Annotated in this window: 21 protein-coding genes; 2 read left to right on the forward strand and 19 right to left on the reverse strand. The window is 44.9% G+C overall.

Annotation, left to right across the window (positions count from 1 at the left end):
* Nucleotides 1–101 precede the first annotated feature (101 nt).
* The 4 genes from murA to IE222_RS07450 form a co-directional block, all read right to left on the reverse strand.
* A complete protein-coding gene (murA, locus tag IE222_RS07435; protein ID WP_191271327.1) occupies nucleotides 102–1,388 on the reverse strand; it encodes a UDP-N-acetylglucosamine 1-carboxyvinyltransferase in 1,287 nt (428 codons plus the stop codon).
* Between the two features lie 221 nt (nucleotides 1,389–1,609).
* On the reverse strand, nucleotides 1,610–2,260 hold the full coding sequence (gene fsa, locus IE222_RS07440) for a fructose-6-phosphate aldolase (protein WP_191271329.1): 651 nt from the start codon (nucleotides 2,258–2,260) through the stop codon (nucleotides 1,610–1,612).
* A 141-nt stretch (nucleotides 2,261–2,401) separates the two neighbouring features.
* A complete protein-coding gene (locus IE222_RS07445) occupies nucleotides 2,402–3,259 on the reverse strand; it encodes a class II fructose-bisphosphate aldolase (protein WP_191271330.1) in 858 nt (285 codons plus the stop codon).
* Between the two features lie 218 nt (nucleotides 3,260–3,477).
* The gene (locus tag IE222_RS07450; RefSeq protein WP_066389559.1) at nucleotides 3,478–3,849 is read right to left on the reverse strand and encodes a response regulator; all 372 of its coding nucleotides are present in this window, start codon (nucleotides 3,847–3,849) and stop codon (nucleotides 3,478–3,480) included.
* 183 nt (nucleotides 3,850–4,032) lie between these two features.
* Here IE222_RS07450 and IE222_RS07455 point away from each other — a divergent pair, with 183 nt between their 5' ends.
* Nucleotides 4,033–4,566 (forward strand): DUF2529 domain-containing protein, encoded by a 534-nt coding sequence (locus IE222_RS07455; RefSeq protein ID WP_191271332.1) that lies wholly within the window; start codon nucleotides 4,033–4,035, stop codon nucleotides 4,564–4,566.
* 165 nt (nucleotides 4,567–4,731) lie between these two features.
* On the opposite strand, the gene pyrG is transcribed toward IE222_RS07455, so the two are convergent.
* The 11 genes from pyrG to IE222_RS07510 form a co-directional block, all read right to left on the reverse strand.
* Nucleotides 4,732–6,327, reverse strand: coding sequence for a CTP synthase (gene pyrG, locus IE222_RS07460; RefSeq protein ID WP_191271334.1), 1,596 nt, complete (start codon nucleotides 6,325–6,327; stop codon nucleotides 4,732–4,734).
* Between the two features lie 294 nt (nucleotides 6,328–6,621).
* Nucleotides 6,622–7,194, reverse strand: coding sequence for an ABC transporter permease (locus IE222_RS07465; protein ID WP_191271336.1), 573 nt, complete (start codon nucleotides 7,192–7,194; stop codon nucleotides 6,622–6,624).
* A gap of 170 nt (nucleotides 7,195–7,364) precedes the next feature.
* Nucleotides 7,365–7,937, reverse strand: a complete 573-nt coding sequence (gene rpoE / locus IE222_RS07470; protein WP_191271338.1) for a DNA-directed RNA polymerase subunit delta — start codon at nucleotides 7,935–7,937, stop codon at nucleotides 7,365–7,367.
* A 122-nt stretch (nucleotides 7,938–8,059) separates the two neighbouring features.
* Nucleotides 8,060–8,233 (reverse strand): hypothetical protein, encoded by a 174-nt coding sequence (locus tag IE222_RS07475; protein ID WP_191271340.1) that lies wholly within the window; start codon nucleotides 8,231–8,233, stop codon nucleotides 8,060–8,062.
* A gap of 152 nt (nucleotides 8,234–8,385) precedes the next feature.
* A complete protein-coding gene (gene icmF / locus IE222_RS07480; RefSeq protein ID WP_191271342.1) occupies nucleotides 8,386–11,637 on the reverse strand; it encodes a fused isobutyryl-CoA mutase/GTPase IcmF in 3,252 nt (1,083 codons plus the stop codon).
* A gap of 13 nt (nucleotides 11,638–11,650) precedes the next feature.
* Complete coding sequence (locus tag IE222_RS07485) at nucleotides 11,651–12,289, reverse strand: TetR/AcrR family transcriptional regulator (protein ID WP_191271344.1); 639 nt, start codon at nucleotides 12,287–12,289, stop codon at nucleotides 11,651–11,653.
* A gap of 112 nt (nucleotides 12,290–12,401) precedes the next feature.
* Nucleotides 12,402–13,541: an acyl-CoA dehydrogenase gene (locus IE222_RS07490; RefSeq protein WP_191271345.1), complete on the reverse strand. Its 1,140-nt coding sequence runs from the start codon at nucleotides 13,539–13,541 to the stop codon at nucleotides 12,402–12,404.
* Between the two features lie 244 nt (nucleotides 13,542–13,785).
* Nucleotides 13,786–14,916 (reverse strand): acyl-CoA dehydrogenase, encoded by a 1,131-nt coding sequence (locus IE222_RS07495; protein ID WP_191271347.1) that lies wholly within the window; start codon nucleotides 14,914–14,916, stop codon nucleotides 13,786–13,788.
* Nucleotides 14,917–15,253: 337 nt separating this feature from the next.
* Nucleotides 15,254–16,105, reverse strand: coding sequence for a 3-hydroxybutyryl-CoA dehydrogenase (locus IE222_RS07500; RefSeq protein ID WP_191271349.1), 852 nt, complete (start codon nucleotides 16,103–16,105; stop codon nucleotides 15,254–15,256).
* Between the two features lie 87 nt (nucleotides 16,106–16,192).
* On the reverse strand, nucleotides 16,193–17,380 hold the full coding sequence (locus IE222_RS07505) for an acetyl-CoA C-acetyltransferase (protein WP_191271351.1): 1,188 nt from the start codon (nucleotides 17,378–17,380) through the stop codon (nucleotides 16,193–16,195).
* A 544-nt stretch (nucleotides 17,381–17,924) separates the two neighbouring features.
* Nucleotides 17,925–20,036 carry a (Fe-S)-binding protein gene (locus IE222_RS07510; protein ID WP_191271353.1) on the reverse strand — a complete coding sequence of 704 codons (2,112 nt, stop codon included), beginning with the start codon at nucleotides 20,034–20,036 and terminating at the stop codon, nucleotides 17,925–17,927.
* 343 nt (nucleotides 20,037–20,379) lie between these two features.
* On the opposite strand from IE222_RS07510, the gene IE222_RS07515 reads away from it, so the two are divergent.
* Nucleotides 20,380–21,660, forward strand: a complete 1,281-nt coding sequence (locus IE222_RS07515) for a phospholipase D-like domain-containing protein (protein ID WP_191271355.1) — start codon at nucleotides 20,380–20,382, stop codon at nucleotides 21,658–21,660.
* Between the two features lie 154 nt (nucleotides 21,661–21,814).
* On the opposite strand, the gene IE222_RS07520 is transcribed toward IE222_RS07515, so the two are convergent.
* The 4 genes from IE222_RS07520 to speE form a co-directional block, all read right to left on the reverse strand.
* Nucleotides 21,815–21,994 carry an H-type small acid-soluble spore protein gene (locus IE222_RS07520; protein WP_191271357.1) on the reverse strand — a complete coding sequence of 60 codons (180 nt, stop codon included), beginning with the start codon at nucleotides 21,992–21,994 and terminating at the stop codon, nucleotides 21,815–21,817.
* Nucleotides 21,995–22,051: 57 nt separating this feature from the next.
* Nucleotides 22,052–22,486 (reverse strand): YwiB family protein, encoded by a 435-nt coding sequence (locus IE222_RS07525; RefSeq protein ID WP_223282618.1) that lies wholly within the window; start codon nucleotides 22,484–22,486, stop codon nucleotides 22,052–22,054.
* A gap of 166 nt (nucleotides 22,487–22,652) precedes the next feature.
* Nucleotides 22,653–23,525 carry an agmatinase gene (gene speB / locus IE222_RS07530; RefSeq protein WP_191271359.1) on the reverse strand — a complete coding sequence of 291 codons (873 nt, stop codon included), beginning with the start codon at nucleotides 23,523–23,525 and terminating at the stop codon, nucleotides 22,653–22,655.
* Between the two features lie 317 nt (nucleotides 23,526–23,842).
* Complete coding sequence (speE, locus tag IE222_RS07535) at nucleotides 23,843–24,673, reverse strand: spermidine synthase (protein ID WP_191271361.1); 831 nt, start codon at nucleotides 24,671–24,673, stop codon at nucleotides 23,843–23,845.
* Nucleotides 24,674–24,881: the final 208 nt, after the last annotated feature.

A 24,881-nucleotide genomic window follows, 5' to 3' on the forward strand; every position in this document is an offset into this window, starting at 1 on the left:
ATCTCCCATTTTTTCTCTTTTTGATAAAAAAAGAGGTTGTTAAACGTGCTGTAATTAAAAATCTATATGAAGGAAACCGTTTACAGCCCTCATCCACTATACTAAATATTTTTCATATGTTCCAGTTCTTCTTGTGTCAGCGCTTCACGCCAGACAGTGGCACCAAGACCATTTAGCTTTTCGACTAGCTCGCTGTAGCCGCGGTCGATATGCTCAAGCCCGGTCACTTCGGTAATTCCCTCTGCCATCAGACCGGCAATGAATAATGCCGCTCCGGCTCTCAGGTCACTCGCCTTCACCTTGGCCCCCTGCAGCTGGATTGGACCGTTAATAATAGCAGAACGCCCTTCCACCTTAATATTGGCATTCATTCTGCGCAATTCATCAATATGCTTAAATCGGGCACCATAAATGGTATCGGTTACAACACTCGATCCCGTTGCCCGCGTTAACAGCGTCGTGAACGGCTGCTGCAGATCGGTTGGAAATCCTGGATAAACCAATGTTTTAATATCAACAGCTTTTAAGTTTTGCGCTGTCTTGACAAAAATTTGATCATCGCCAGATTCTACGTGAACACCCATTTCACGTAACTTGGCAATCACAGATTCTAAATGGTGTGGAATGACGTTATCAATTACAACGCCTTCTCCCATCGCTGCACCAAGAATCAGATAGGTACCTGCCTCAATCCGGTCTGGAATGATTGTATGGCGGCAGCCGTTCAGTTTTTCAACACCGTCGATACGGATAACGTCCGTTCCGGCTCCTTTAATCTTTGCCCCCATATTGGTCAGCAATGTTGCCACATCAATAATTTCCGGCTCCTTTGCGGCATTTTCAATAATTGTCCGGCCCTTTGCCCGTACTGCCGCAAGCATAATATTGATGGTTGCCCCAACACTGACAACGTCAAGGTATATCCGGGCCCCGCGCAATTCATCTGCCCTTAGATAAATCGCTCCTTGCTCGTTGGTTACTTGTGCGCCAAGTGCTTCGAAGCCTTTTATATGCTGGTCAATCGGCCGCGGTCCTAAATGGCAGCCGCCCGGCAGGCCAATAACCGCCTTTTTAAAACGGCCAAGCATCGCCCCCATAAGATAGTAGGACGCGCGAAGCTTTTTAACCTTTCCATTTGGCAGCGGCATGGAGATCATTGTCTGTGGGTCTACCGTCATTTCATCCTCGCTGATTCGCACCTTGCCGCCAATCTCTTCAAGGAGGTCCTTTAAGATTTCGACATCAGAAATGTTCGGCAGCCCTTCAATTGTCACTGGTGATTCAGCTAAAATGGTGGCAGGAATGAGCGCGACAGCACTGTTTTTCGCACCGCTTACCCGAACTGTTCCCTTCAACGGATATCCGCCCGCAATTTTAAGTTTTTCCATTTTCGACTCCCTTCTAAGCCCTATGTAAAAACATGAAAGTGAACTGGCTTGGCCCGAGCTTTTTAAAAACTCGGACCCGGCATGAGCATTTTAGGTATATTTTTCCAATCATCATAACTAAAATCCGACAGTTTGTCTAACTTATAGTTTACACGAAAATTTAAATTTCATGTATGGTAATTAAAAAAATTTACACGAAAATGGAAAAACTATATGAAATTTTAAGCTTCTGTCCGGGAATTCCAGTCATTTAAGAAGGCTTCAATTCCTTTATCTGTCAATGGATGCTTCGTTAAGCCCATTAGCACCTTGTATGGAATGGTTGCAATATGGGCACCTCTTAAAGCTGCTTCTGTTACATGCAATGGGTGACGGATAGAAGCAGCGATGATTTCTGTTTCAATACCATGGATTGCAAAGATTTCGGAGATAGTGGAGATTAAGTCTAACCCATTTTGGCCGATATCATCCAATCTGCCAAGGAATGGCGACACATAGGTTGCCCCTGCTCTTGCTGCAAGCAAGGCTTGGTTGGCGTTAAAAATAAGCGTGACATTCGTTTTAATGCCCTCTTTTGAAAAAGCATGAACCGCTTTTAATCCATCTGGCGTCATTGGAACTTTTACAGTAATGTTTGGAGCGATCGCTGCAAGCTCACGTCCTTCTTTAATCATCCCTTCAGCATCAAGGGCAATAACTTCGGCACTGACAGAGCCTGGAACAAGGCTGGTAATTTCTTTTAAACGATCGTGGAAAGAAACACCTTTTTCTTTTGCTACAAGAGAAGGGTTTGTCGTTACCCCTGCTAATAATCCAAGGTCATGTGCTTCACGAATTTCATCAAGGTTAGCTGTATCGATAAAAAATTTCATGTCTTTCCCTCCAGTTTTCCGATTGAATTTCCTGTCTTTGAACAGACGGAAACCGCCCTTATAATAGCAGGGCGGTTCACCTTGTTAACAAGTGTCACCTACCGGCAAATGCCGGTGCAGGACACCAATGGATCAAAAGTATTACGCTTTTTGGGATGAACCGAATTCACGCATTTTTCCGATAACTGTTTCTTTAATCGTTTCGCGGGCTGGTCCTAGGTATTTACGTGGATCGTATACATTTGGATCTGCTGCTAATACTTCGCGAACCGTTTTAGTAGACGAGATTTGGTTTTCAGTGTTAACATTAATTTTTGCTGTACCAAGAGAAATCGATCTTTGGATATCTTTAGTCGGAATACCTGTTCCACCGTGAAGAACTAAAGGCATACCAGTCGCGTTGCCGATCTCTTCCATCTCTTTAAATCCAAGATTTGGTTCGCCTTTATAAGGGCCGTGAACAGAACCTAGTGCTGGCGCAAGGCAATCGATACCAGTGCGTTTTACTAGTTCTTCACATTCTTTTGGATCCGCATAGATGACGCCGTCCGCAACCACATCGTCCTCTTGGCCGCCAACTGTTCCTAGTTCCGCTTCTACAGAAACACCTTTGGAATGAGCGTATTCTACAACTTTAGAAGTGATTTCCACGTTCTCTTCAAATGAATGGTGAGAAGCATCAATCATAACAGATGTAAAGCCGGCATCAATCGCTTGTTTACATTTGTCAAAGCTTGAACCGTGGTCAAGATGAATCGCAACCGGTACAGTAATGTTGTAATCTTCCATTAAACCTTCGACCATTTTCACAACGGTTTTGAAACCGCCAATATAACGGCCTGCACCTTCTGATACCCCAAGAATAACTGGTGACTTTTCAGCTTCAGCCGCTTGCAGGATTGCCTGAGTATACTCAAGGTTGTTAATGTTAAATTGCCCAACAGCGTAATGTTCCGCTTTTGCTTTTTTCAGCATTTCTGTCATTGAAACTAAAGGCATATCGATTCCTCCTTAAATTAGGTCGATGTCTTTTCTCATAAAATAGAAGTCATCCATCATAAATAGTTTCCCTCTATTTTCGGAAATATGTATCGGAAAAGCCCATCCACAATTTAAAATTCATATGTAATCATATCAAATAGAAATCAGAAATACCATTAATCCAACGCAGTTTTTCAAAGTTTCAAAATGTAAGCGGACCCATTGGTAAATCTAACCTAATTCGCTTTTTGGGGGATATGTTTTCTCACTGCTGCACGGATATCATCGATGTCAAATGGCTTGGCAAAATGGGTGATGGCACCGAGGTCCTTTGCTTCTTGAATCATGTCCAGCTCACCATAAGCGGTCATAATGATGACGCGAATGTCCGGGTCAATAACCTTCATTCGTTTTAAAATTTCAATCCCGTCCATACCTGGTATTTTCATGTCTAAAAGGACCAAGTCCGGAGCATGCTTTGTTACAATATCAAGTGCCTGAACTCCGTTTGCTGCTTGAAAGGTCTTGTATCCTTCCTTTTGAAACACCTCATTCAGCAATATGCGAATGCCAAATTGATCATCGACGATTAAAATTTTCTCTTTCATCCTTCCACCTCTTCCCAATTCACTAATTTATTTATTTAAAATCCCCTTTTATCCTTTAGTTATAATTCTACCCTCACAGCAAAAAATCCTTCTTATTTCTTTTTTATTAGTGTAATATTGTGGAAATTTCCATTTTTATGTCGAGGGCGCTATAATAAAATCGCAAATGAAAGGAGTATTTTTATGTTAAAAATGTTTACTACCCAGCTTACTGGTTTGTTTAAAAAAATTGCGGATCATGAGGAGTTTTCCTTTGAAGACGGGGCCCGTTTGCTTGCTCAAGCAGCTGCCGGCGATGGTTCAATTTATATTTATGGGATTGGTGAAATGAAGGCGGTTGAGTTTGAGGCATTGGAAGGCGCAGAGCCGCTTCATTCGGCAAAGCGGCTGGATTTAGGAATTGTTTCAGAGCTAACGGACGCCGACCGGGTGATAATTTTTGCAAGAAATTCAGTTGATGAAGAGGCAGTGCAGGCAGCCCGGGCGCTTCAGGAAAAAAATATCCCGATTGTCGCAGTTTCCACAGTCATAGATGCTGCGGATGGCGGGTTGGCAGATACTGCAGATGTACATATCGATTTAGCGTTGAAAAAAGGCCTGATTCCGGATGACTTCGGCGGCCGGATTGGATATCCATCCTCGATGGCTGCCTTGTTTGTGTATTACGGCTTAAAATTTACGATTGATGAGATATTGGCGGAGTATGAGGTTGAATAATTAGTGTAGAAACGGCCTTATAATGTAAGGTCGTTTTTGTTTAGGTTTTTTAAAGGGTTTTGTCTATTTCCCCGTCCCATTTAGCTAAATAAACATTTTGGGGAAACTAAAACAAACAAAAAGCCAGCTCTCCGAGATAGAGAACTGGCCCAACTACACTAGTATTTATTTTTCAATAGTAGCTTTAACGAAATCACGGAATAGCGGCTGTGGACGCTGTGGTCTTGAGACGAATTCTGGGTGGAACTGGGAAGCTACGAACCAAGGGTGATCCTTTAACTCAATGATTTCCACTAGGCGGCCATCAGGGCTTGTCCCTGAGAACACGAAGCCAGACTCTTCCATTTCTTGACGATAATGATTGTTAAACTCATAGCGATGGCGGTGACGCTCATAAACCACTTTTTCACCGTAGGCAGCAAATGCCTTTGTGCCTTCTGCTAAACGGCAAGGGTAAAGTCCTAAACGTAATGTTCCGCCTAAGTCTTCGACATCCTTTTGCTCAGGAAGCAAGTCGATCATTGGGTGCTTCGTATCCGGAACAAATTCAGATGAATGGGCATCAGCATAGCCCAGTACGTTGCGTGCATACTCGATAGTTGCCAGCTGCATGCCTAAGCAGATGCCAAGGAATGGCTTCTTATTTTCACGAGCATAACGGGTCGCTTCGATTTTCCCTTCAATACCACGGTCGCCGAAGCCGCCAGGTACAAGGACACCATCAACATCACCAAGAAGCTCAGCAACATTTTCGCGAGTGACGCAATCAGAATTAATCCATTTTACTTCTACATCGGTATCGAATGCATAACCTGCATGCTTTAATGCTTCAACAACGGAAATATAAGCATCCTGAAGCTCAACATACTTTCCAACAAGACCAATGCGTGTCTTGCCTGACAAATTTAATACCTTGTCAACCAATTGCTTCCACTCCGTCATATCCGGATCCTGCGTCACTAATTTCAAATGATCGCAAACGATTTGGTCCATATGCTGTTCCTGCAATGCAAGCGGAATAGAATAAAGCGTGTCGGCATCCTGACATTCAATTACCGCTTTATTATCGATATCACAGAATAATGCAATTTTATCCTTCATATCCTGTGAAATTGGCATTTCCGTACGCACGACGATAATATTTGGCTGAATGCCAAGACTGCGCAATTCTTTAACACTGTGCTGAGTTGGCTTTGTTTTCATTTCGCCAGCAGCTTTGATATAAGGAACAAGCGTACAGTGAATGTACATTACATTGTCACGGCCGATATCGCTCTTGATTTGACGGATGGCTTCTAAGAACGGCAGTGACTCGATATCACCGACAGTTCCGCCGATTTCAGTAATAACAACGTCCGCATTGGTTTCTTTACCGGCACGGAAGACACGGTCTTTAATTTCGTTCGTAATGTGCGGAATTACCTGAACCGTTCCGCCTAAATAGTCGCCGCGGCGCTCTTTACGAAGTACTGTAGAATAGATTTTCCCAGTTGTAACGTTGCTATATTTGTTTAAATTAATGTCGATAAAGCGCTCATAGTGACCTAAATCCAAATCAGTCTCAGCGCCATCATCGGTTACGAACACTTCACCATGCTGGTAAGGGCTCATCGTTCCCGGGTCAACGTTAATATACGGGTCAAATTTCTGAATCGTTACATTCAAGCCGCGATTTTTTAATAATCTTCCTAATGATGCAGCGGTAATCCCTTTTCCAAGCGAGGACACCACACCGCCTGTTACAAAAATATACTTTGTCATTAAAAATTCCCCCTTAGGTTACAGTTTGTGCATTATTTAGAATGTTAAAGGGCTTTTTTGAAAAAATATTTCCATATAGTAAAAGCGCAAGCGCTCTGAAGCTGGAAAATGAAAAAACTCCATGACGAGGGAGTTTTTATCAATAAAAAAACGCTCCACTTAACATTTTGTAAGGGGAGCGTATATTTTAGTAAATACGAATTGTCCTTTTTTAAGGAGCCCAAACTAGATATTACAAGGGGGCGGAAGAAAAGTCAAGCACTTCTAAAGTTAAAAAATGAATATCGCAATGCATTACTTTTTAAAGAATTTTTTGAGAAATGGTTCTTGTAATGCTCCCTTTACTGTCGGAAATGCAGGACTAGCCGGCATATTGTTCATTAATGGTGATGGGAATCTTGCCGCTTCAAAGTGTGTATTAAAAGGTAATCCTAAAATTACCCCATTAACAAAGCCGATTTCTCGTGAAAACGCGCTAAATTGTACCGACAGTGTATCTCCAGCATTTAATTGTACGATACTTGAGGTACTTACTACGACTGGAACCCCAAATAATTCTACCGGTACATTATCCAAATCAGTTGTTAATAAATCAGTACCATTTAATATGATATCAACTTCCACAGCAAAATTTACCGGGGCCAGTGTAGAATTTGGTTCAAATCCAATTGAAGCTAAAATAGAGTAAACCCCATCTTGATGAGCCGTAAAGGTGGATGTTGCGGGATCGTATTCACCCATAACATCAAATCCATATGGCGGTGTAAAATCATCTTGAAATAAAACAGGAAATACAGATCCTCCTACGACTGGTTGATTAGTTGTACTAAAAGCTCGAAAACCCGAAAACAGTTGTTGTAAACCCAAAATTTACCACTCCTTTTTAGTAGTCAACAACAGTTTATTGGGTTTTAAAAAAAACGTTTGGACAAACATACAATTGGGAAAAAGTTGATCAAAAAGCCTCTCTAATAAAAAAAGCCGCCCACCATTTGTGAGCAGCTTTTAAAAATCTAATATAAGCTAGAATCCCCGCTTTACAGGTCTTCCTCTTCCTCTTCTTCCTCGTCCTCTTCGTCCTCAAGTTCAAGGTCTTCGTCGAGTTCTTCCTCTTCGTCAAGCTCGAATTCCTCGTCGTCCTCTAGTACTTCCTCTTCATCATCGAATTCATCAACTTCATCAATGTCGTCAAATTCTTCCTCATCATCTAGAAGGTCATCCTCTTCGAAGTCATCGACGTCATCGTAATCCTCTTCATCAAGTTCATCGTATACGTCAAGATCCTCTTCATCGACAACCTTTTTCGCCTTCTTCTTCTTCGGCTTCACAGCGGTCACGACTTCTTCCTCCTGGGTATCAACAGGGTACCACACGCGAAGTCCCCAACGGTTTTCTCCTAATGAAAGAAAACGGCCATCGATATTGATGTCTGTGTAAAATTGGGCCAGACGAGATCGCATAACTTCTTCCGAAATAGCGGCAGCAGCGGAAATTTCTTTTACTAAATCATGAAAAGAAATTGGCTGCTTGCTGTTTTTTAAATATTCATACGCCATTTCAATGAGGGATAACTCTAGTAACTCCTCTTTTGAGTATTGTGCTAGACTCAAGCTAAGGCACTTCCTTTCTCTATTAAACACGGCAATTATTTTGGTTGATCTAAATGCATATTCTCCATTATAAACAAATTCCCCCTGTTTATGCTAGTTCCAACAGAGGTTTCCTAAAAAAATTACTCCCCGTCTCGTTCCTTTTGTTCCCGAAACTTCTTATATTCTTTAATGGAGACCACCAGAAAGAAGATTGCCAACAGCAGGAAGGAAATCGCTCCTAATTGCCGTTCGTACAAATAATACAATGGCCAGGCAAATATAAGTAAAATAATGATCATATAACCTAATTTCATAAAAGTGGACACCTGCCCATATTCTTAAGATGTTTGTCCTTACTTATATGTGATTTTAACATAAAAATACAATGGCATAAAATGGCCATTGTATTTTTTGTTAAACTTGCCTGTTAAGCTGCGCTCCAATCAACATAATGCCAAAATCATCTTTACATATTGCGTCGGTATTGCCCGCCGACCTCGTAAAGCGCTCGGGAAATCTGGCCGAGGCTAGCGACTTTGACGGTTTCCATCAGCTCGGCAAAAATATTGCCGCCGCTTACCGCTGCTTCCTTCAGCCGCGTTAACGCAGCCGCCGCCATGTCAGCATGCTCCTCCTGGAAGGCGCGCAAATTATGGATTTGCAGTTCCTTCTCTTCCTTCGTTGCCCGGGCCAGCTCCATATTATCAACCTCTTCCGCAGACGGCGGATTCGGATTTAAATACGTATTGACCCCGATGATCGGCAGTTCGCCGGTATGCTTTTTCATTTCATAATACATTGACTCATCCTGGATCTTGCCGCGCTGGTATTGCGTTTCCATCGCCCCAAGAACGCCGCCGCGGTCATTTAAGCGGTCAAATTCCTGCAGCACTGCCTCTTCCACAAGGTCAGTCAGCTCTTCGACGATAAACGAACCCTGCAGCGGATTTTCATTCTTCGTTAAGCCATGCTCTTTTGTAATAATCATCTGAATCGCCATCGCCCGGCGGACTGATTCCTCGGTCGGCGTCGTAATCGCCTCATCATAAGCATTCGTATGAAGCGAGTTGCAGTTATCATGCAATGCCATCAATGCCTGCAGGGTTGTTCTGATATCATTAAAATCAATTTCCTGCGCGTGCAGCGAGCGTCCGGATGTCTGTACATGGTACTTCAGCTTCTGGCTTCGCTCATTGGCACCATATTTTTCACGCATAACAGCAGCCCAAATGCGGCGCGCCACGCGGCCGATGACGGTATACTCCGGATCCAAGCCATTTGAGAAAAAGAATGACAGGTTCGGCGCAAAATCATCAATGTGCATGCCGCGGCTTAAATAATACTCCACATAGGTAAAGCCGTTTGCAAGCGTGAATGCCAGCTGGGAAATTGGGTTTGCCCCCGCTTCAGCGATATGGTAGCCGGAAATTGATACTGAATAGTAATTGCGTACCTGATTGTCGATGAAATACTGCTGAATGTCGCCCATCATCCGCAGCGCAAATTCTGTTGAAAAAATACATGTATTCTGGCCTTGGTCTTCTTTTAAAATATCCGCCTGTACCGTTCCGCGTACAGTCCGTAATGTATAGGCTTTCACTTCAGCAAACTCTTCAACAGTCAACACACGGCCGAGCTCGGCCTCTTTGCGTTTCACCTGCTGGTCAATCGCCGTGTTCATGAACATCGCCAAAATAATCGGCGCTGGTCCGTTGATTGTCATTGAAACTGATGTCGACGGATGGCATAAGTCAAAGCCGTCATACAGCTTTTTCATATCGTCCAACGTACAAATGCTGACACCGCTCTCGCCGACTTTGCCGTAAATATCCGGACGGTAATCTGGATCCTCGCCATACAATGTAACCGAATCAAACGCCGTACTTAGGCGCTTGGCTGGATCATCCTTCGATAAATAGTGGAAGCGGCGGTTCGTCCGCTCCGGTGTCCCTTCTCCGGCAAACTGTCGTTTCGGGTCCTCGCCTTCACGCTTGAACGGAAATACCCCTGCCGTGTACGGGAACGAGCCTGGGGCGTTTTCGCGGTACACCCAGCGCAGGATCTCGCCGTAATCCTTATACTTTGGCAAAGCCACTTTTGGAATATCAAGGCCTGACAAGCTTTTCGTTTTTAACACCGTGATAATCTCTTTATCACGAATTCTTGTGACAAACTTGTCGCTGCTGTAGGCTGCCTTTGTCTGAGCCCAGCCGTCGAGGATCTTTTTCGATTCAGGTGTTAACCTTGACTCTGTCTCAGCCTTGACCACTTCCAGCGCTGCTACAACTTCCGGCTGGTCTTTTACCGCTTCGGCTGCGCCTTCGATTTGGAACACCTTTCGGGCAAGATCCGCCTGCTCTTCTGCCTTCTTATGATAGCCGCGGACAGCATCGGAAATCTCTCTTAGATAATAACGGCGGTCCGTTGGAATAATGACATTTTGCTTTTCCACAACAGCTTTTTTGCTGAAAGTGGTCATCCAATCTGTTCCCGCTTTTTCATTTATTTTTTCAATTAACGCAGCAAATAACGCGTTTGTACCCGGGTCATGGAACTGGCTGGCAATCGTGCCATAAACCGGCATCTCTGACGGGTCCTTTTCAAACAGCATATGGCTGCGCTGATATTGTTTTTGCACCTGGCGCTTCGCATCTTCTGAACCCTTGCGTTCAAATTTATTAATGACAATTAAGTCCGCAAAGTCGATCATATCGATTTTTTCAAGCTGTGACGGGGCACCGAACTCGCTTGTCATGACGTACATTGAAATATCGCAAATCTCGGTAATACCTGCATCGCCTTGGCCAATCCCGCTTGTTTCGACAATTACCAGGTCAAATCCGGCCGCCTTCGTAACGGCAACAGCGTCGGTAATCGCTAACGACAATTCGCTCCGTGCGGCCCTTGTCGCCAAGCTTCGCATATAGACATTAGGTGAAAAAATAGCATTCATCCTAATCCTATCGCCGAGGAGGGCGCCCCCCGTTTTTTGCTTTGTCGGGTCAACAGATAAAATCGCCACTTTTTTATCCGGGAATTCGTTGATAAAACGGCGGATTAATTCATCAGTCAGCGAGCTTTTTCCAGCGCCGCCTGTTCCAGTAATCCCGACAACCGGTATTTCCTTTTCCAGCTGCTTGACTTTTTCCAGCACCTGCTCAGCCGCTGCCGCCGCTTCACTTTTTTGATCGACATGCAGCTCTGCCAGGGTAATCAGCTTGGCAATCGCATTAACGTCCCCCGTGGGCAGTTTCTCGATATGCTCAGCCACATCACCGCTGATCGTTGAAAAGTCGCATTCCTCAATCATTTGGTCAATCATGCCCTGCAGACCAAATTCACGGCCGTCATCCGGTGAAAAGATACGAGCAATTCCGTAATCATGCAGTTCTTTGATTTCCCTCGGGATAATGACTCCGCCTCCGCCTCCGTAAATGCGGACATAAGGCGCCCCTTTTTCTTTTAAAAGATCATACATGTATTTAAAATATTCCACATGCCCGCCTTGATAAGAGGAAATCGCAATCCCCTGAACATCCTCTTGAATCGCGGCATTCACGACCTCTTCTACTGAGCGGTTATGCCCGAGGTGAATGACCTCTGCCCCGCTCGCTTGGAGAATCCGCCTCATAATATTGATGGAGGCATCATGCCCGTCAAAAAGACTTGAAGCTGTAACAAAACGAATATGGTGTTTAGGCTGATACTTTTTACTCATCCTGCTCCCCCTGTCATTCTTTTTGTGGTTGGTACTGGCTTAACCCCGCCAGTATAAGTTCCGTTTGCAGTTCAATATATTCATCCAGCGTATATAATTTTCGTAATGCCCAGCGGCGGAAGCCCCACATTTGCCCTTGCACGAAAATATTATGAGCGATCATTTTGATTTGTTTTTCGGATAAAACCAGCTCACCATTCTCCACACATTTGCGCAGCAGTGATTCAAACATGCCGACCATTTGCATTTCCTTTTTTAACACATATGGCAGAGCATCCTTTGTCAGTGATTTTACTTCCTGATACATAACAAGCACCTCGGCCTGCATTTCATCCATCACTTGGAAAAAGTTCGTTATACCTAGTTGTAAGCTTTCTAAAGTTCCTTTTTTCAGTTCAAGATCCTGCTGCAGCCGTTCACTTACATGGTCGTAAATGCTGTCACAAACAAGGTACAGAACATCCTCCTTGGTACGGATGTATTCATACAATGTTCCGATACTAAAGCCTGCTGCTTTAGCAATCTCTCTAGTGGTCGTCCGGTGAAATCCTTTTTCTTTAAAAAGCTGTACGGCCCCTTTGATCATTTGATCGCGCCTTTTTTGTACTAGACGTTCGTCCTTGACCGAAGCCTGAACTTCTCGTTTATTCATTCCTTTAACCGCCTTTATTTTTCAAATTTGGCGATCCGTTGATTTTCGCCTTTCTAGTAAAATAGCTTACTTGTATTGAAGCGGCAACTGTTTTTTCGTACTGGCCGGCCCTTTATTTTGTTAACATACGTGAAATCACGAGGCGCTGAATTTCCTGTGTGCCTTCATAAATTTGCGTAATCTTAGCGTCGCGCATAAAACGTTCAACTGGGTAATCCTTTGTATAGCCGTATCCGCCAAATACCTGTACCGCTTCCGTTGTGACCTTCATCGCCGTATCTCCGGCAAGTAACTTCGACATTGCCGACTCTTTGCCATACGGCAGCCCGTTGGATTCAAGCCATGCCGCTTGATAGGTTAATAGTCTTGAAGCTTCAATCGATGTGGCCATATCGGCAAGCTTGAAACTGATGCCTTGGTTGGCAGCAATTGGCTTGCCAAATTGGTGGCGTTCCTTTGCATATTCTACTGCCGCATCCAGCGCTCCTTGAGCAATTCCGACTGCCTGCGCAGCAATTCCGTTACGTCCCCCATCAAGCGTCATCATCGCAATTTTAAAGCCTTCCCCTTCTTTACCGAGGCGGTTGGCGACAGGCACGCGGCAATCTTCAAAAATAATTTCTGTGGTTGGCGACGAACGAATACCGAGTTTCTTTTCTTTTTTACCTACGGAGAAACCAGGGAAGTCTTTCTCTACAATGAATGCTGTTGTCCCTTTTTGCTTGCTCGATGGGTCAGTTAAGGCAAACACAACATAAATGTCGGCAATCCCGCCGTTCGTGATGAAAATTTTGGAACCGTTCAGGACATAGTCATCGCCGTCAAGTTTTGCTGTCGTTCTCATTCCGCCGGCATCAGATCCGCTGCTTGGCTCTGTTAAGCCGTAAGCACCAATTTTGCTTCCCTCTGCCATCGGGCGAAGGTATTTTTGCTTTTGCTCCTCGCTGCCAAATTTATAGATTGGCCAGCCGGCAAGCGATGTGTGGGCAGAAAGGGTAACACCGATTGATGCGTCAACACGGGACAATTCCTCCACAGCGATGCAATAGGCAAGATAGTCGCTGCCGATGCCGCCGTACTCCTCCGGCCACGGAATCCCTGTTAAGCCCAGCTCAGCCATTTTGTCAAAAATTTCTTTGTCAAAACGTTCTTCCTCATCGCGCTCCGCGGCCTGTGGTGCAACCTCGTTTTTAGCAAAATCTCGCACCATTTTACGGATCATTTCATGTTCTTCCGATAATTTAAAGTTCATTTTTAGAAGGACCTCCCCTAATTACTTGTTCCGGATTTAGGATATCTACATGATTTAAGACGATATCTACATAACTTTTGAATTTATCTACAAAGTTTGAAGGTTTATCTACACAATTTAGGGCTTTATCAACAAAATAAGCTGGGTTATATACAAATATTGGGTTGAATTGGAAAAATACTCTTGGTAATCAGATGGTTTCTACATAGATAAGCTTACTTATCAACAATTTTTGGATCATTATTTACAAATGCTTGCTGATCACAATCCGCTGAATCTCGCTCGTGCCTTCATAGATTTCTGTTACCTTGGCATCGCGGAAGTAGCGCTCGACCGGGTACTCCTTCGTGTAGCCGTAGCCGCCGAATACTTGAATCGCTTCCGTCGTGACTTCCACTGCCGTTCTAGTTGCGAACAGCTTTGCCATGGAGGCCTCCATCCCGCACTTCCGTCCGCTAGAACGCAGATTGGCGGCACGATAGACTAATAGTTTCGCAGCCTCAACACTCGTTGCCATGTCGGCTAGCTTAAAAGCGATACCTTGCTGTGCGGCAATTGACTTGCCGAATTGGCGGCGGTCTTTAGCGTAGGCAGTCGCTGCCTCCAATGCCGCTTCGGCTATTCCAAGCGCTTGGGCAGCAATCCCGATCCGCCCGGCATCTAGATTGGCCATGGCAATTTTAAAACCTTCCCCTTCCTTGCCAAGAAGATTAGCAGCCGGAACGCGCATGTTGTCAAACGTCAGCTGCACCGTTCTTGATCCATGCAGCCCCATTTTCTTTTCATCCTTGCCAATCAAAAGGCCCGGGGTATTTTTTTCTACAATAAATGCAGCTATACCCTTTGTGCCAAGCTTTGGATCGGTAGTAGCGAAGACGATATATACATCTGCTTCACCGCCATTGGTGATAAATACCTTTGAACCGTTCAACACATAGGCGTCACCATCGCGGACAGCCCGGGTTTTAAGGCTGGCAGCATCCGACCCGGCGCTCGGCTCGGTCAGACAAAAAGCGCCTAAGTATTCCCCGGATGCAAGTTTCGGCACATATTTTTGCTTCTGTTCTTCACTTCCAAAATAAACAATCGGGTTCGTGCCGACCGAGGTGTGCACCGAGAGAATCACGCCGATCGTCGCACTAACTTTGGAAAGCTCATGGATGGCGATAATGTAGGAGGTAAAATCCATCGCGCTGCCGCCGTATGATTCCGGAATTGGAATACCCATCAATCCAAGCTCTCCCAATTTGCGCAGGATTTCACGCGGGAATTCTCCGTTCTCCATGTTTTCAATAAATGGGGCAATTTCTGCTTCAGCAAAATCGCGCACCATTTTTCTCATCATCTCTTGTTCTTCTGTAAATGTCAGATTCATGTCGGTTCTCCCCTTCTCCGAGGATAGTTTTGTTGGGTCACGGAAATGTGGTGCTGATCCGCGGATATCGCCTGGCGATACGCGATATATTCTTGGCGCTACACGAAATATCGCTTGGCGATACGCGGATATCTGGCAAGGATGCACCGTTCTGGCACCGATCCGTTTATATCTGGCATAGAGTCACCGATATGTGAACCCGATATCTACTCAGGATTCGCTAATATCTATTTCCGATACATCCATATCGTCGAGCAATTTCTGATATATCCCTGATTCACCGATACCACTCCAGATTCGTCGTTACAGCTAACACGGTTCCACGGATAAACCAGCTTTATTCGTACACGTAAAACCCACGTCCGCTCTTCTTGCCGAGCCAGCCTGCTTTGACATACTTACGAAGCAGCGGGCATGGGCGGTATTTATCGTCGCCGAAGCCTTCATGGAGTGTTTCCATGATGTATAGGCAAGTATCTAGTCCGATAAAATCTGCCAAGGTCAACGGACCCATTGGGTGGTTCATCCCCAGCTTCATAACCTCATCAATCGCTTCCTTTGTTGCCACACCCTCATACAATGTATAAATCGCTTCATTGATCATCGGCATTAACACACGGTTGGCCACAAATCCTGGGAAATCATTGACTTCCACCGGTACCTTGTTCAAAGTTTTTGTCATATCTTCAATCACCTGGTACACTTCATCAGCCGTTGCCAGACCGCGGATAATTTCCACCAGCTTCATTACCGGCACCGGGTTCATAAAGTGCATGCCAATCACCTTTTCTGGGCGCTTTGTCGCCGCCGCAATTTCGGTAATCGGCAATGATGAAGTGTTGCTGGCTAAAATCGCATGGGCAGGGGCAATTACATCTAACTGTGCAAAGATTTTCGTCTTAATTTCCATATTTTCAACCGCTGCTTCAATCACGAGGTCGACTGCGCTGGCATCGTTCAAATCAGTTGAAGCTATTAAGTTATTTAAAATTTCCCGCTTTTGTTCTTCCGTGATACGGCCTTTGTCGACATTACGGGAAAGATTTTTATTAATCACTCCGAGTCCGCGCTCCACGAATTCCGGTTTCAAATCATTCAGCAGCACTTTGTATCCTGCCTGTGCACAAACCTGGGCAATTCCCGATCCCATTTGACCTGCTCCAACAACCATTACTTTTTCAACCTTCATGTTTTCGCCTCCGGCTTCTTTATTTGTTTTGAGTTTTGGCTATTTTTTCGATCTTTTTGGCTAAACAGCCAAAAACCGGAATAACTATTATCCCTTTGGCACCTCAATCATCACCGCATCACCCTGGCCGCCGCCGGAACAAATCGCGGCAATCCCGATACCGCCTCCGCGCCGCTTTAATTCATGCATTAAAGTAATGATGATGCGCGCCCCGCTGGCACCGATTGGATGTCCGAGGGCGACCGCACCGCCATTAACATTGACCTTTTCCGGGTCAAGACCGGCAATTTGTCCGCTCGCCAGCGCTACTGCCGCGAAAGCCTCATTAATTTCAAACAAATCGATATCTGCTATGCTCTTGCCTGTTTTTCGTAAAATTTCATTGATGACAAATCCGGGTGTTTTTGGGAAATCCTTCGCTTCCACAGCGATGGCCGCCTGGCCGATGACAACCGCCTCCACTTTACGTCCCTCACGCAATGCGCGCTCTTCGCTCATCAGCACCAGCGCCCCGGCACCGTCGTTGACCCCTGGAGCGTTTCCTGCGGTGATCGTCCCTTCGCCATTAAAGGCCGGCCTGAGCTTTATTAATTTTTCTATGGAAGTATCCTTCCGCGGTGCTTCATCATTCTCGACCACTATTGGTGCACCTTTTCGCTGCGGTACCTCCACTGGAGTTATTTCCTCGGAAAATTTCCCGCTCTCGATGGCGGCAATCGCCCGCTGGTGGCTCCTAAACGCCCACTCATCTTGGGCTTGGCGGCTGAGCTCCAGTTCTTCTGCTGTTGAATTTCCGTATGTCCCCATGTGAACGCCAGTGAAGCTGCAGCTTAAGCCGTCGTGAATCATCAAGTCCTGAACGGCAGCGTCACCCATCCTTAAGCCCCAGCGCGCTTTTGGCAAAATGTACGGAGCATTGCTCATTGATTCCATCCCGCCAGCGACAATTACTTCTTCATCCCCGAGGCGGATAATTTGATCTGCCAAAGTTACACTACGCAGCCCTGATGCACACACTTTATTAATCGTTTCTGTTTTCACTTCCCACGGCAGTCCAGCGTTTCTTGCCGCCTGGCGAGATGGGATTTGCCCTTGTCCACCTTGTAAAACCGTTCCCAAAATAACCTCATCAACTTCGTCAAGCGCCACATTCGCCCTATTCAGTGCCTCTTTAATCGCAATGCCGCCCAGCGATGCAGCGGAAAGACTGCTCAAACCGCCGTTGAATTTCCCAAATGGTGTACGAACACCGCTTAAAATAACCGTTCTTCCCATTCAAAACCCTCTCCCTTTTGCCAAAATTCAGACTTATTTTTTTTAAAAAAAGCTGTCTTCGAACAAGCGACTGAACGCTCGCTCGGCCAAAATGCAAAAACGAACGCAGACTAAATAAATTCAGACCACGTAACCAGATGGAAATGAAAGCGTTTTATCCATACCTCTATTCTACATAAAAAATAGCAGAAGTTGAATTGTTTTACACAAAATTCCTAAAATTTTGTTTTTCAACCTCTACTATTTGCGCTAATTAGTGATGCTTCTACGCTAATTGGAACGCTTTTACGCCAATTTGAGTGCGCCCTACGCTAATTAGAGACGCTTTTGCGCTAATTGAAATGCGCCCTACGCTAATTGGAGACGCTTTTGCGCTAATTGAAGTGCGCCCTACGCTAATTGGAGACGCTTTTGCGCTAATTGAAGTGCACCCTACGCTAATTAAACTGCCCTCCAATAATTAAAAAGCGTCGCAAGCTAATTAGAGACACGCCCTCACGCCAATTAGCGCGCCGCGCGTCTCCTTTCAACTAATCACACCATGTTAGGCACTTACAGCCGCAGGCTCGCCGCAGACTGCTTTTTCCAAAATTTCCGCGACATCGTAGGTGCTGATTGTGTCTTCGACTTCCTTCGCCTTTGTTCCGTCAGACAGCATCGTTAAGCAGTACGGACAGGCGGAGCTGATCATCGACGAATGTGTTTCTAAAGCCTGCTCGGTACGCGCTACGTTGATGCGCTGGCCTGTGTCTTCCTCCATCCACATCAAACCGCCGCCCGCGCCGCAGCACATCGCCTTGTCGTGGCTGCGTTCCATTTCCACCAGCTTCACACCAGGGATCGCCTTCAAAATCTCACGCGGCGGATCGTAGACATCGTTGTAACGTCCGAGATAGCAGGAATCGTGGAACGTAATCGTCTCATTGACAGCATGCTTCGGTACGAGCTTACCGTCACGGACTAGCTCATAAAGGATTTCGGTATGATGATAAACCTCGACACCCTCCAAGCCGAAATCTGGGTATTCATTTTTGAAAATATTATACGCATGCGGGTCCGTTGTAATGATTTTCTTGATACCCGCTTTTTCAAATTCCTCAATGTTTTTCGTTGCAAGCTCCTGGAACAAGAACTCGTTTCCTAAGCGGCGGGCTGTATCGCCGGAGTTCTTTTCCTTGTTGCCCAGGATGGCGAATTTCACGCCAGCTTCGTTTAACAGCTTGGCAAACGAAAGGGCAATCTTTTGGCTGCGGTTATCGTAAGAACCCATGGACCCCACCCAGAAGAGGTATTCAAACTCAACGCCTGCCTTGTTCATTTCTTTAACCGTCTTTACCTCGACATCTTCGCGAAGCTCGCGCCAGTTTTCACGCTCCTTGCGATTCAAGCCCCAAGGGTTTCCTTGACGTTCGATGTTCGTCATCGCACGCTGGGCATCAGGGTTCATTTTTCCTTCTGTTAAAACCAGATAGCGGCGAAGATCGATAATTTTATCAACATGCTCGTTCATTACCGGACATTGGTCTTCACAGTTGCGGCACGTCGTACATGCCCAAATTTCCTCTTCGGTAATGACGTCGCCGATCAAGCTCGGGCTGTATAAAGCAGCAGCAGATTCCTGTGCGCCTTGCCCGCTGGCAGCAAGAGCCAGCTGATTCCCTTGCGTATTGTTAAATGCAAACGTTGGCACCCATGGCTTTTTCGACGTCACCGCGGCACCATAATTAGTCAGATGGTCTCTCATTTTCACAATTAAATCCATCGGCGACAGCATTTTTCCAGTCCCGGTTGCAGGACACATATTGGTACAGCGGCCACACTCCACGCAGGCGTAAAAATCAACCATTTGCAGTTGGGTAAAGTCTTCAATTTTTCCAACCCCGAAGGATTCCTGCGTTTCATCTTCAAAATCAATCTTGGATAACTTGCCAGGCTTCTCCAAACGGTTTAGGTAAACGTTGGCCGGGCCTGCGATTAAGTGAGCGTGCTTGCCCTGCGGCACATACACTAAGAAAGAAAGCAGGAATAGCAAATGGATCCACCAAGCAACATAAAAAATAACGATGGAGGCAGTCTCACCAATGCCTGAAAGCGCCATAGCAATGACCGAAGCCACTGGCTCAGACCATGTTGGCTCTTCGCCATGCCAGATGATTCCCATACCGTTTCCGAGAAGAACGGAAAGCATTAAGCCGCCGATAAAGATTAATACGAGCCCTGCTTTAAAGCCGCGCTTTAAGCGGACAAGTTTTTCAATGTAACGGCGATAGAACGCCCAGACAACCGCTACTAAAATTGTCAATGTGACAATTTCTTGGAAAAAGGTAAATGCCGGATAGAGCGGGCCAAGCGGCAGATGCGATCCCGGTTTAATTCCTTTCCAAATAAAATCAATTGCCCCGAATTGAACAAGAATGAAGCCATAAAAAAACATAACGTGGATAATCCCGCTCTTTTTGTCCTTTAAGAGCTTCTTTTGGCCAAAAACCATGACCCAAATTTTGTTCAGCCGTTCCTTCACATTGTTGTCAAACTCCGTCTTTTTTCCAAGCTTAATGTACTGGATCCGGGTTTTGACAACATAGGTGAACAAGCTGATGCCGTAAGCGGTTACAGCAAGAAACGCAATAAGGTTAATCCATAACAGACCATTCATGTAAAACGCCCCCTTCGTTTAATTCTCCTCTGCTGTTATCACAAGTAGTTGAAAATAATTAATTTTCTGAACTAGTCTTATCATTATTATATAATGAATGAGCATTCAGTCAACAGGTTTTTGAAAGTTTCAATTATTTGATTACCCTTCCTTATCGCAAAAAATAGTTAATTTTTTGAAAATATCTTACTTTCTATTATAAAGTGAACGCACGTTCAGTCAACCTGTTTTTAAAATATTCTACCAATTCTGTAGATTGTACACCTTATTATCCGCAAAAATAGTGTTGTAATAGAATCCTACTGCCCTGGAAAAACTAATTTCACTGATTGGAGGAATTCCAATGTTTGTGTTAGGCGCAGGTTTATTACTTATCATTTTATGGCTCGTTTTAGATTTTAGCTTAGGTCGAAGGAAGCAACTTTCGCTGATCGGTGATCAAGAAAGCCCGATGCTTAGCGGCCATTTTAAAATTTTTACTCATGGAAAAAAATTGTTCCGAGATTATTTCGAAGTGCTGTGGCAGGCTGAAAAACAGATTTACGTGTTGTTTTATATCGTAAAGGATGACGAGTTTGTAGCGGAATTTCTTTCAATTTTAAAAGAAAAGGCGCAGGCTGGGATTGAGGTGCGCCTCTTGCTGGACCGGCTTGGCAGCCTGAAGGTAAAAAAGGCCGCGGTTGCAGACTTGCGGCGTGCCGGTGTCAAAGTGGCCTTTAGTGACCGCGTTCAACTCCCCTTTTTGTTTTATTCTGCAAACGTCAGGAATCATCGGAAAATTTCTGTGATTGATGGAAAAATCGGTTACCTTGGCGGCTTTAATGTGGGCATGGAATATATTGATGAGGCCCCGCCTCCATTAAATCCGTGGCGGGATTATCATTTAAAAATTACCGGTGATGATGTGGTGTTTTTACAAGAAGAATATCTGCTGGATTGGCATAGAGCGACTTGCGGTTTTTCACGTAGTAAAAGCAGGGATTTCTTACAAAGGAAGCCTTTATCGGGTTTTGCGGGAAGTCATATGAAAACTGCTGACATGGAGACTGCTTCAGAGCTCGCCTTTTCTCCGGCACCAGCCTTCGACGGAATCCGCTATAAACTGGTTCCAACTGAAGGCAATCAGCTTGAGGAGCGGTTTATTTCGTTAATACAGCAGGCCGAACTTGAAATCATGATTGGTACACCCTATTTTATTCCAAGCCGGCGGATTTTGGATGAACTTCTAAGGGCATTGAGGCGGGGCGTCAAGCTTACGATCGTTGTTCCGTTTACCGCTGATCATGTACTTGTCCAGGAGGCCTCCTACCGCTATTTCCGACTGCTTTTGCCTGAAGGTGCTCTGGTTTACCAATATAATAATGGTTTTTATCATGCCAAAATCTTTGTGGTCGACAATAAAGTCTGCGATATTGGCACCGCCAACTTCGACAAACGCAGCCTTTATTTGAACAAAGAAATCAACTGCTTCATCTATGATGCTGATTTCATCAGGCAATTAAAAGACGTTTTAGCAAAAGACATCCGGGACTCCAAACCGCTGACACTCGAGACGTTGGAAAAACCGAATTTTTCCCGATCTTTGAAAGAAGTCCTGGCTGGGGCAATTTCTTATTTTTTATAAAAATTAGTTTATCCGCGTTTTTTCATAAATTATCCGCCAATTTGTTGAAGTTATCCGCGAATCAAGGTTGGTTATCCGCGGATTTCCGGTTTTATCCGCGAATTGAAAATTTCTAAACAAAAGAGTCCCCGAACTTTGCTTCGGAGACTCTTTGTTAGTCTTCTATTAAGTTGAGGACTGGGACATCACGTTCATTATCCGGATCTTTTCTAGTGTAGATCCGTGCCATTTTCGTTGTTTCATCGACATGCTGGATAATCACGGGCGTCCCGTCGTAGCTGACATTGATCATCTCTGCCGATTCGAGAATTTCTTTTGCTCTTCCCACATTCATTTATCGGTTCACTCCTTGCAAAAAAGTACATTACTACTATTTGCATTTTTTTGGATATTATTCACTCATGTGAACCGGATGAAATTGAATTTTTAATTGATAAGTGCCGGCTGGAGAGCCCTGCATCTCGAAATCATAGACAATATCAATTTGCCCGCCGCCTTGTACATGACCGTCGGTAAACTCCATTTTCTGCGCCAATGTAGCTGTTTCAAATACACCGAACGGCATTTCATAGCTGCCATTTAATTTTTTCTGCAGCTGGAACGGAAGCCGCATTTTTATCGCCCCGCTGCGTAAAATTAACATCTCCTCTTCGGATATCTTTACAATCGTTCGAACAGTACCGAGTTCTTCCATTACTTCCTCATACTTCAGATAGGAAGCATTGCCTTTTTGAAAATAGCGGCCAAAAACAACCAATTCCATCGGATCCGCTTCATCAATTGTGGTCTTTACAGTGACCTTTACTGGTATTTCATTTGTCGTCAAAAAACTGCACTTCCCTTTTAAAAAATAATTCGCTAATAAAAGATGGAGATTCCCTAATAGAAGCTACTTTTCGCTAAATTCGCTAATATCCATTATAAACAGACGCAGCCCCTATATAAAACAAAGATGCCCACCCTATTTGGGCAGACACCTGAATGATAAAAAATTATTTCACCCAGCCAAGCAGCATTTCGCGAATCAGTTTGCTTGCGGTATTGGCGGTTTGCTCAGAAACGTCATAAATCGGAGCTACTTCCACAAGGTCGGCACCGACAACGTTCACCTCAGAGCGGGCAATTTCGTGAATCGAGGCAAGAAGCTCTTTTGAAGTAATCCCGCCTGCATCCACAGTGCCCGTTCCAGGCGCATGAGCAGGATCTAATACATCAATATCAATTGTGACATAAACAGGACGGCCGGCAAGCTTCGGTAAAATTTCCTTTAACGGCTCAAGCACTTCAAATTTAGAAATATGCATGCCGTTTTGCTTTGCCCATTCAAATTCTTCCTTCATCCCAGAACGGATCCCGAAAGAATAAACGTTAGACGGTCCAATCAATTCAGCAATTTTTCGAATTGGAGTAGAGTGTGACAGCTCTTCCCCCTCATAATTCTCACGAAGATCAGTATGAGCATCCATATGGATAATCGCGAGGTCTGGATATTTTTTATAAACTGCCCGCATTACCGGCCATGAGACAAGGTGCTCTCCTCCCATGCCAAACGGAAATTTGTCAGCATCCAGTATTGTTTTTACATATTCCTCGATTAAATCAAGGCTCTTATGCGGATTGCCAAACGGCAGCGGAATATCCCCAGCATCAAAATATTTCACCTCGTCAAGCTCGCGGTCAAGGTACGGGCTGTACTCCTCAAGACCAATCGACACCTCACGAATCCTTGCCGGGCCAAAGCGCGACCCTGGACGATAGCTCACCGTCCAATCCATCGGCATCCCATAAAGCACAACCCGGCTCTCCTCATAATTCGGATGACTCTTAATAAACACATTCCCTGAATAAGCCTCATCAAAACGCATTTTCGGTTTCCTCTCTTTCTATTTCTTGGTGTTATGTCTTGGTGTCAGGCACCACCCGTGGACACGATTCCACATGGAGCGGACACATTTTTTTACAGGTAGACTTCTTGTTCCTCTTACTTGCTGTTTAAACCGTATTTTCCTTTGCGGACACCAGCTAGACGGATACTTCCTGTCTAAACCTCATTTTCTCTTTCAGACACCAGCTTGACTGACTCTACTTGCTGTCTTATCCTCATTTTTCCTTCAAGACACCAGCTAGAACCCTTCTACTTACTCTCTGAAGCTCATTTTCCCTTCCAGAGAAAATCTAGAATTTATTTCACCAAATCTCCCACAAATTTCGGCAGGACGAATGCTGCTTTGTGGAGTTCTTTTGTGTAGTATTTTGTTTCTATGTCATGGAAGCGGTCGTCTTGGATTTCGAGCGGGTCGTATTTTTTCGAACCGATGGTAAAGGCCCATAGGCCGCTCGGGTAGGTTGGAATATTGGCGACATACAGCCGGGTTATCGGGAAGATTTCACGAACATCACGCTGCACATTGCGGATTAAGTCCCCTTTGAACCATGGGTTATCCGATTGGGCGACGAAGATTCCATCGTCTTTCAACGCCTTGGAAATCCCAGCATAGAACCCTTTTGTGAACAGATTTACCGCAGGACCAACAGGCTCTGTTGAATCGACCATGATGACGTCATATTCATTGTCGCTGTTAGCGATATGCATGAAGCCATCGTCTACTCGAACATCCACCCGCGGGTCATCCAGCCAGCCGGCAATCTCCGGCAAAAACTTCTTCGAATACTCAATGACTTTTCCATCGATATCGACAAGGGTCGCCTTTTTCACGCTTGGGTGTTTCAATACCTCACGGATGACTCCGCCGTCGCCGCCGCCGACAACGAGCACATTCTCCGGATTTGGATGGGTAAATAGCGGCACATGCGCAACCATTTCATGATAGACAAATTCGTCCTTCACGCTGGTCATAACCATGCCGTCAAGCAGCAGCATGTTGCCCCATTCCGCCGTTTCCACCATCTCCAGCATTTGAAACTCGGTTTGCTCTGTATGTAAGGTTTTATTGACTTTCATCGTAATCCCAAAGTTCTCCGTTTGCTTTTCCGTAAACCACAGTCCAGCCATATATTATCATCCTTCCAATTTTTCTACATACCACTCCCAAAAGACCGAAACACGTCTTGCAAACAACATCCGCCGTATTTCCATCCATTCAATTTTTATACTACCCAAACTATTGAATTACAATCACACGAAATTGTCTAGTAAAAATAAAATCACGGCCAAAAAATGTTTAAAAATCCAATATTTTTTCAATACTATTACTATCTAA

The sequence above is a fragment of the Neobacillus kokaensis genome, assembly GCF_014656545.1.
GTDB lineage: Bacteria > Bacillota > Bacilli > Bacillales > Cytobacillaceae > Neobacillus > Neobacillus kokaensis.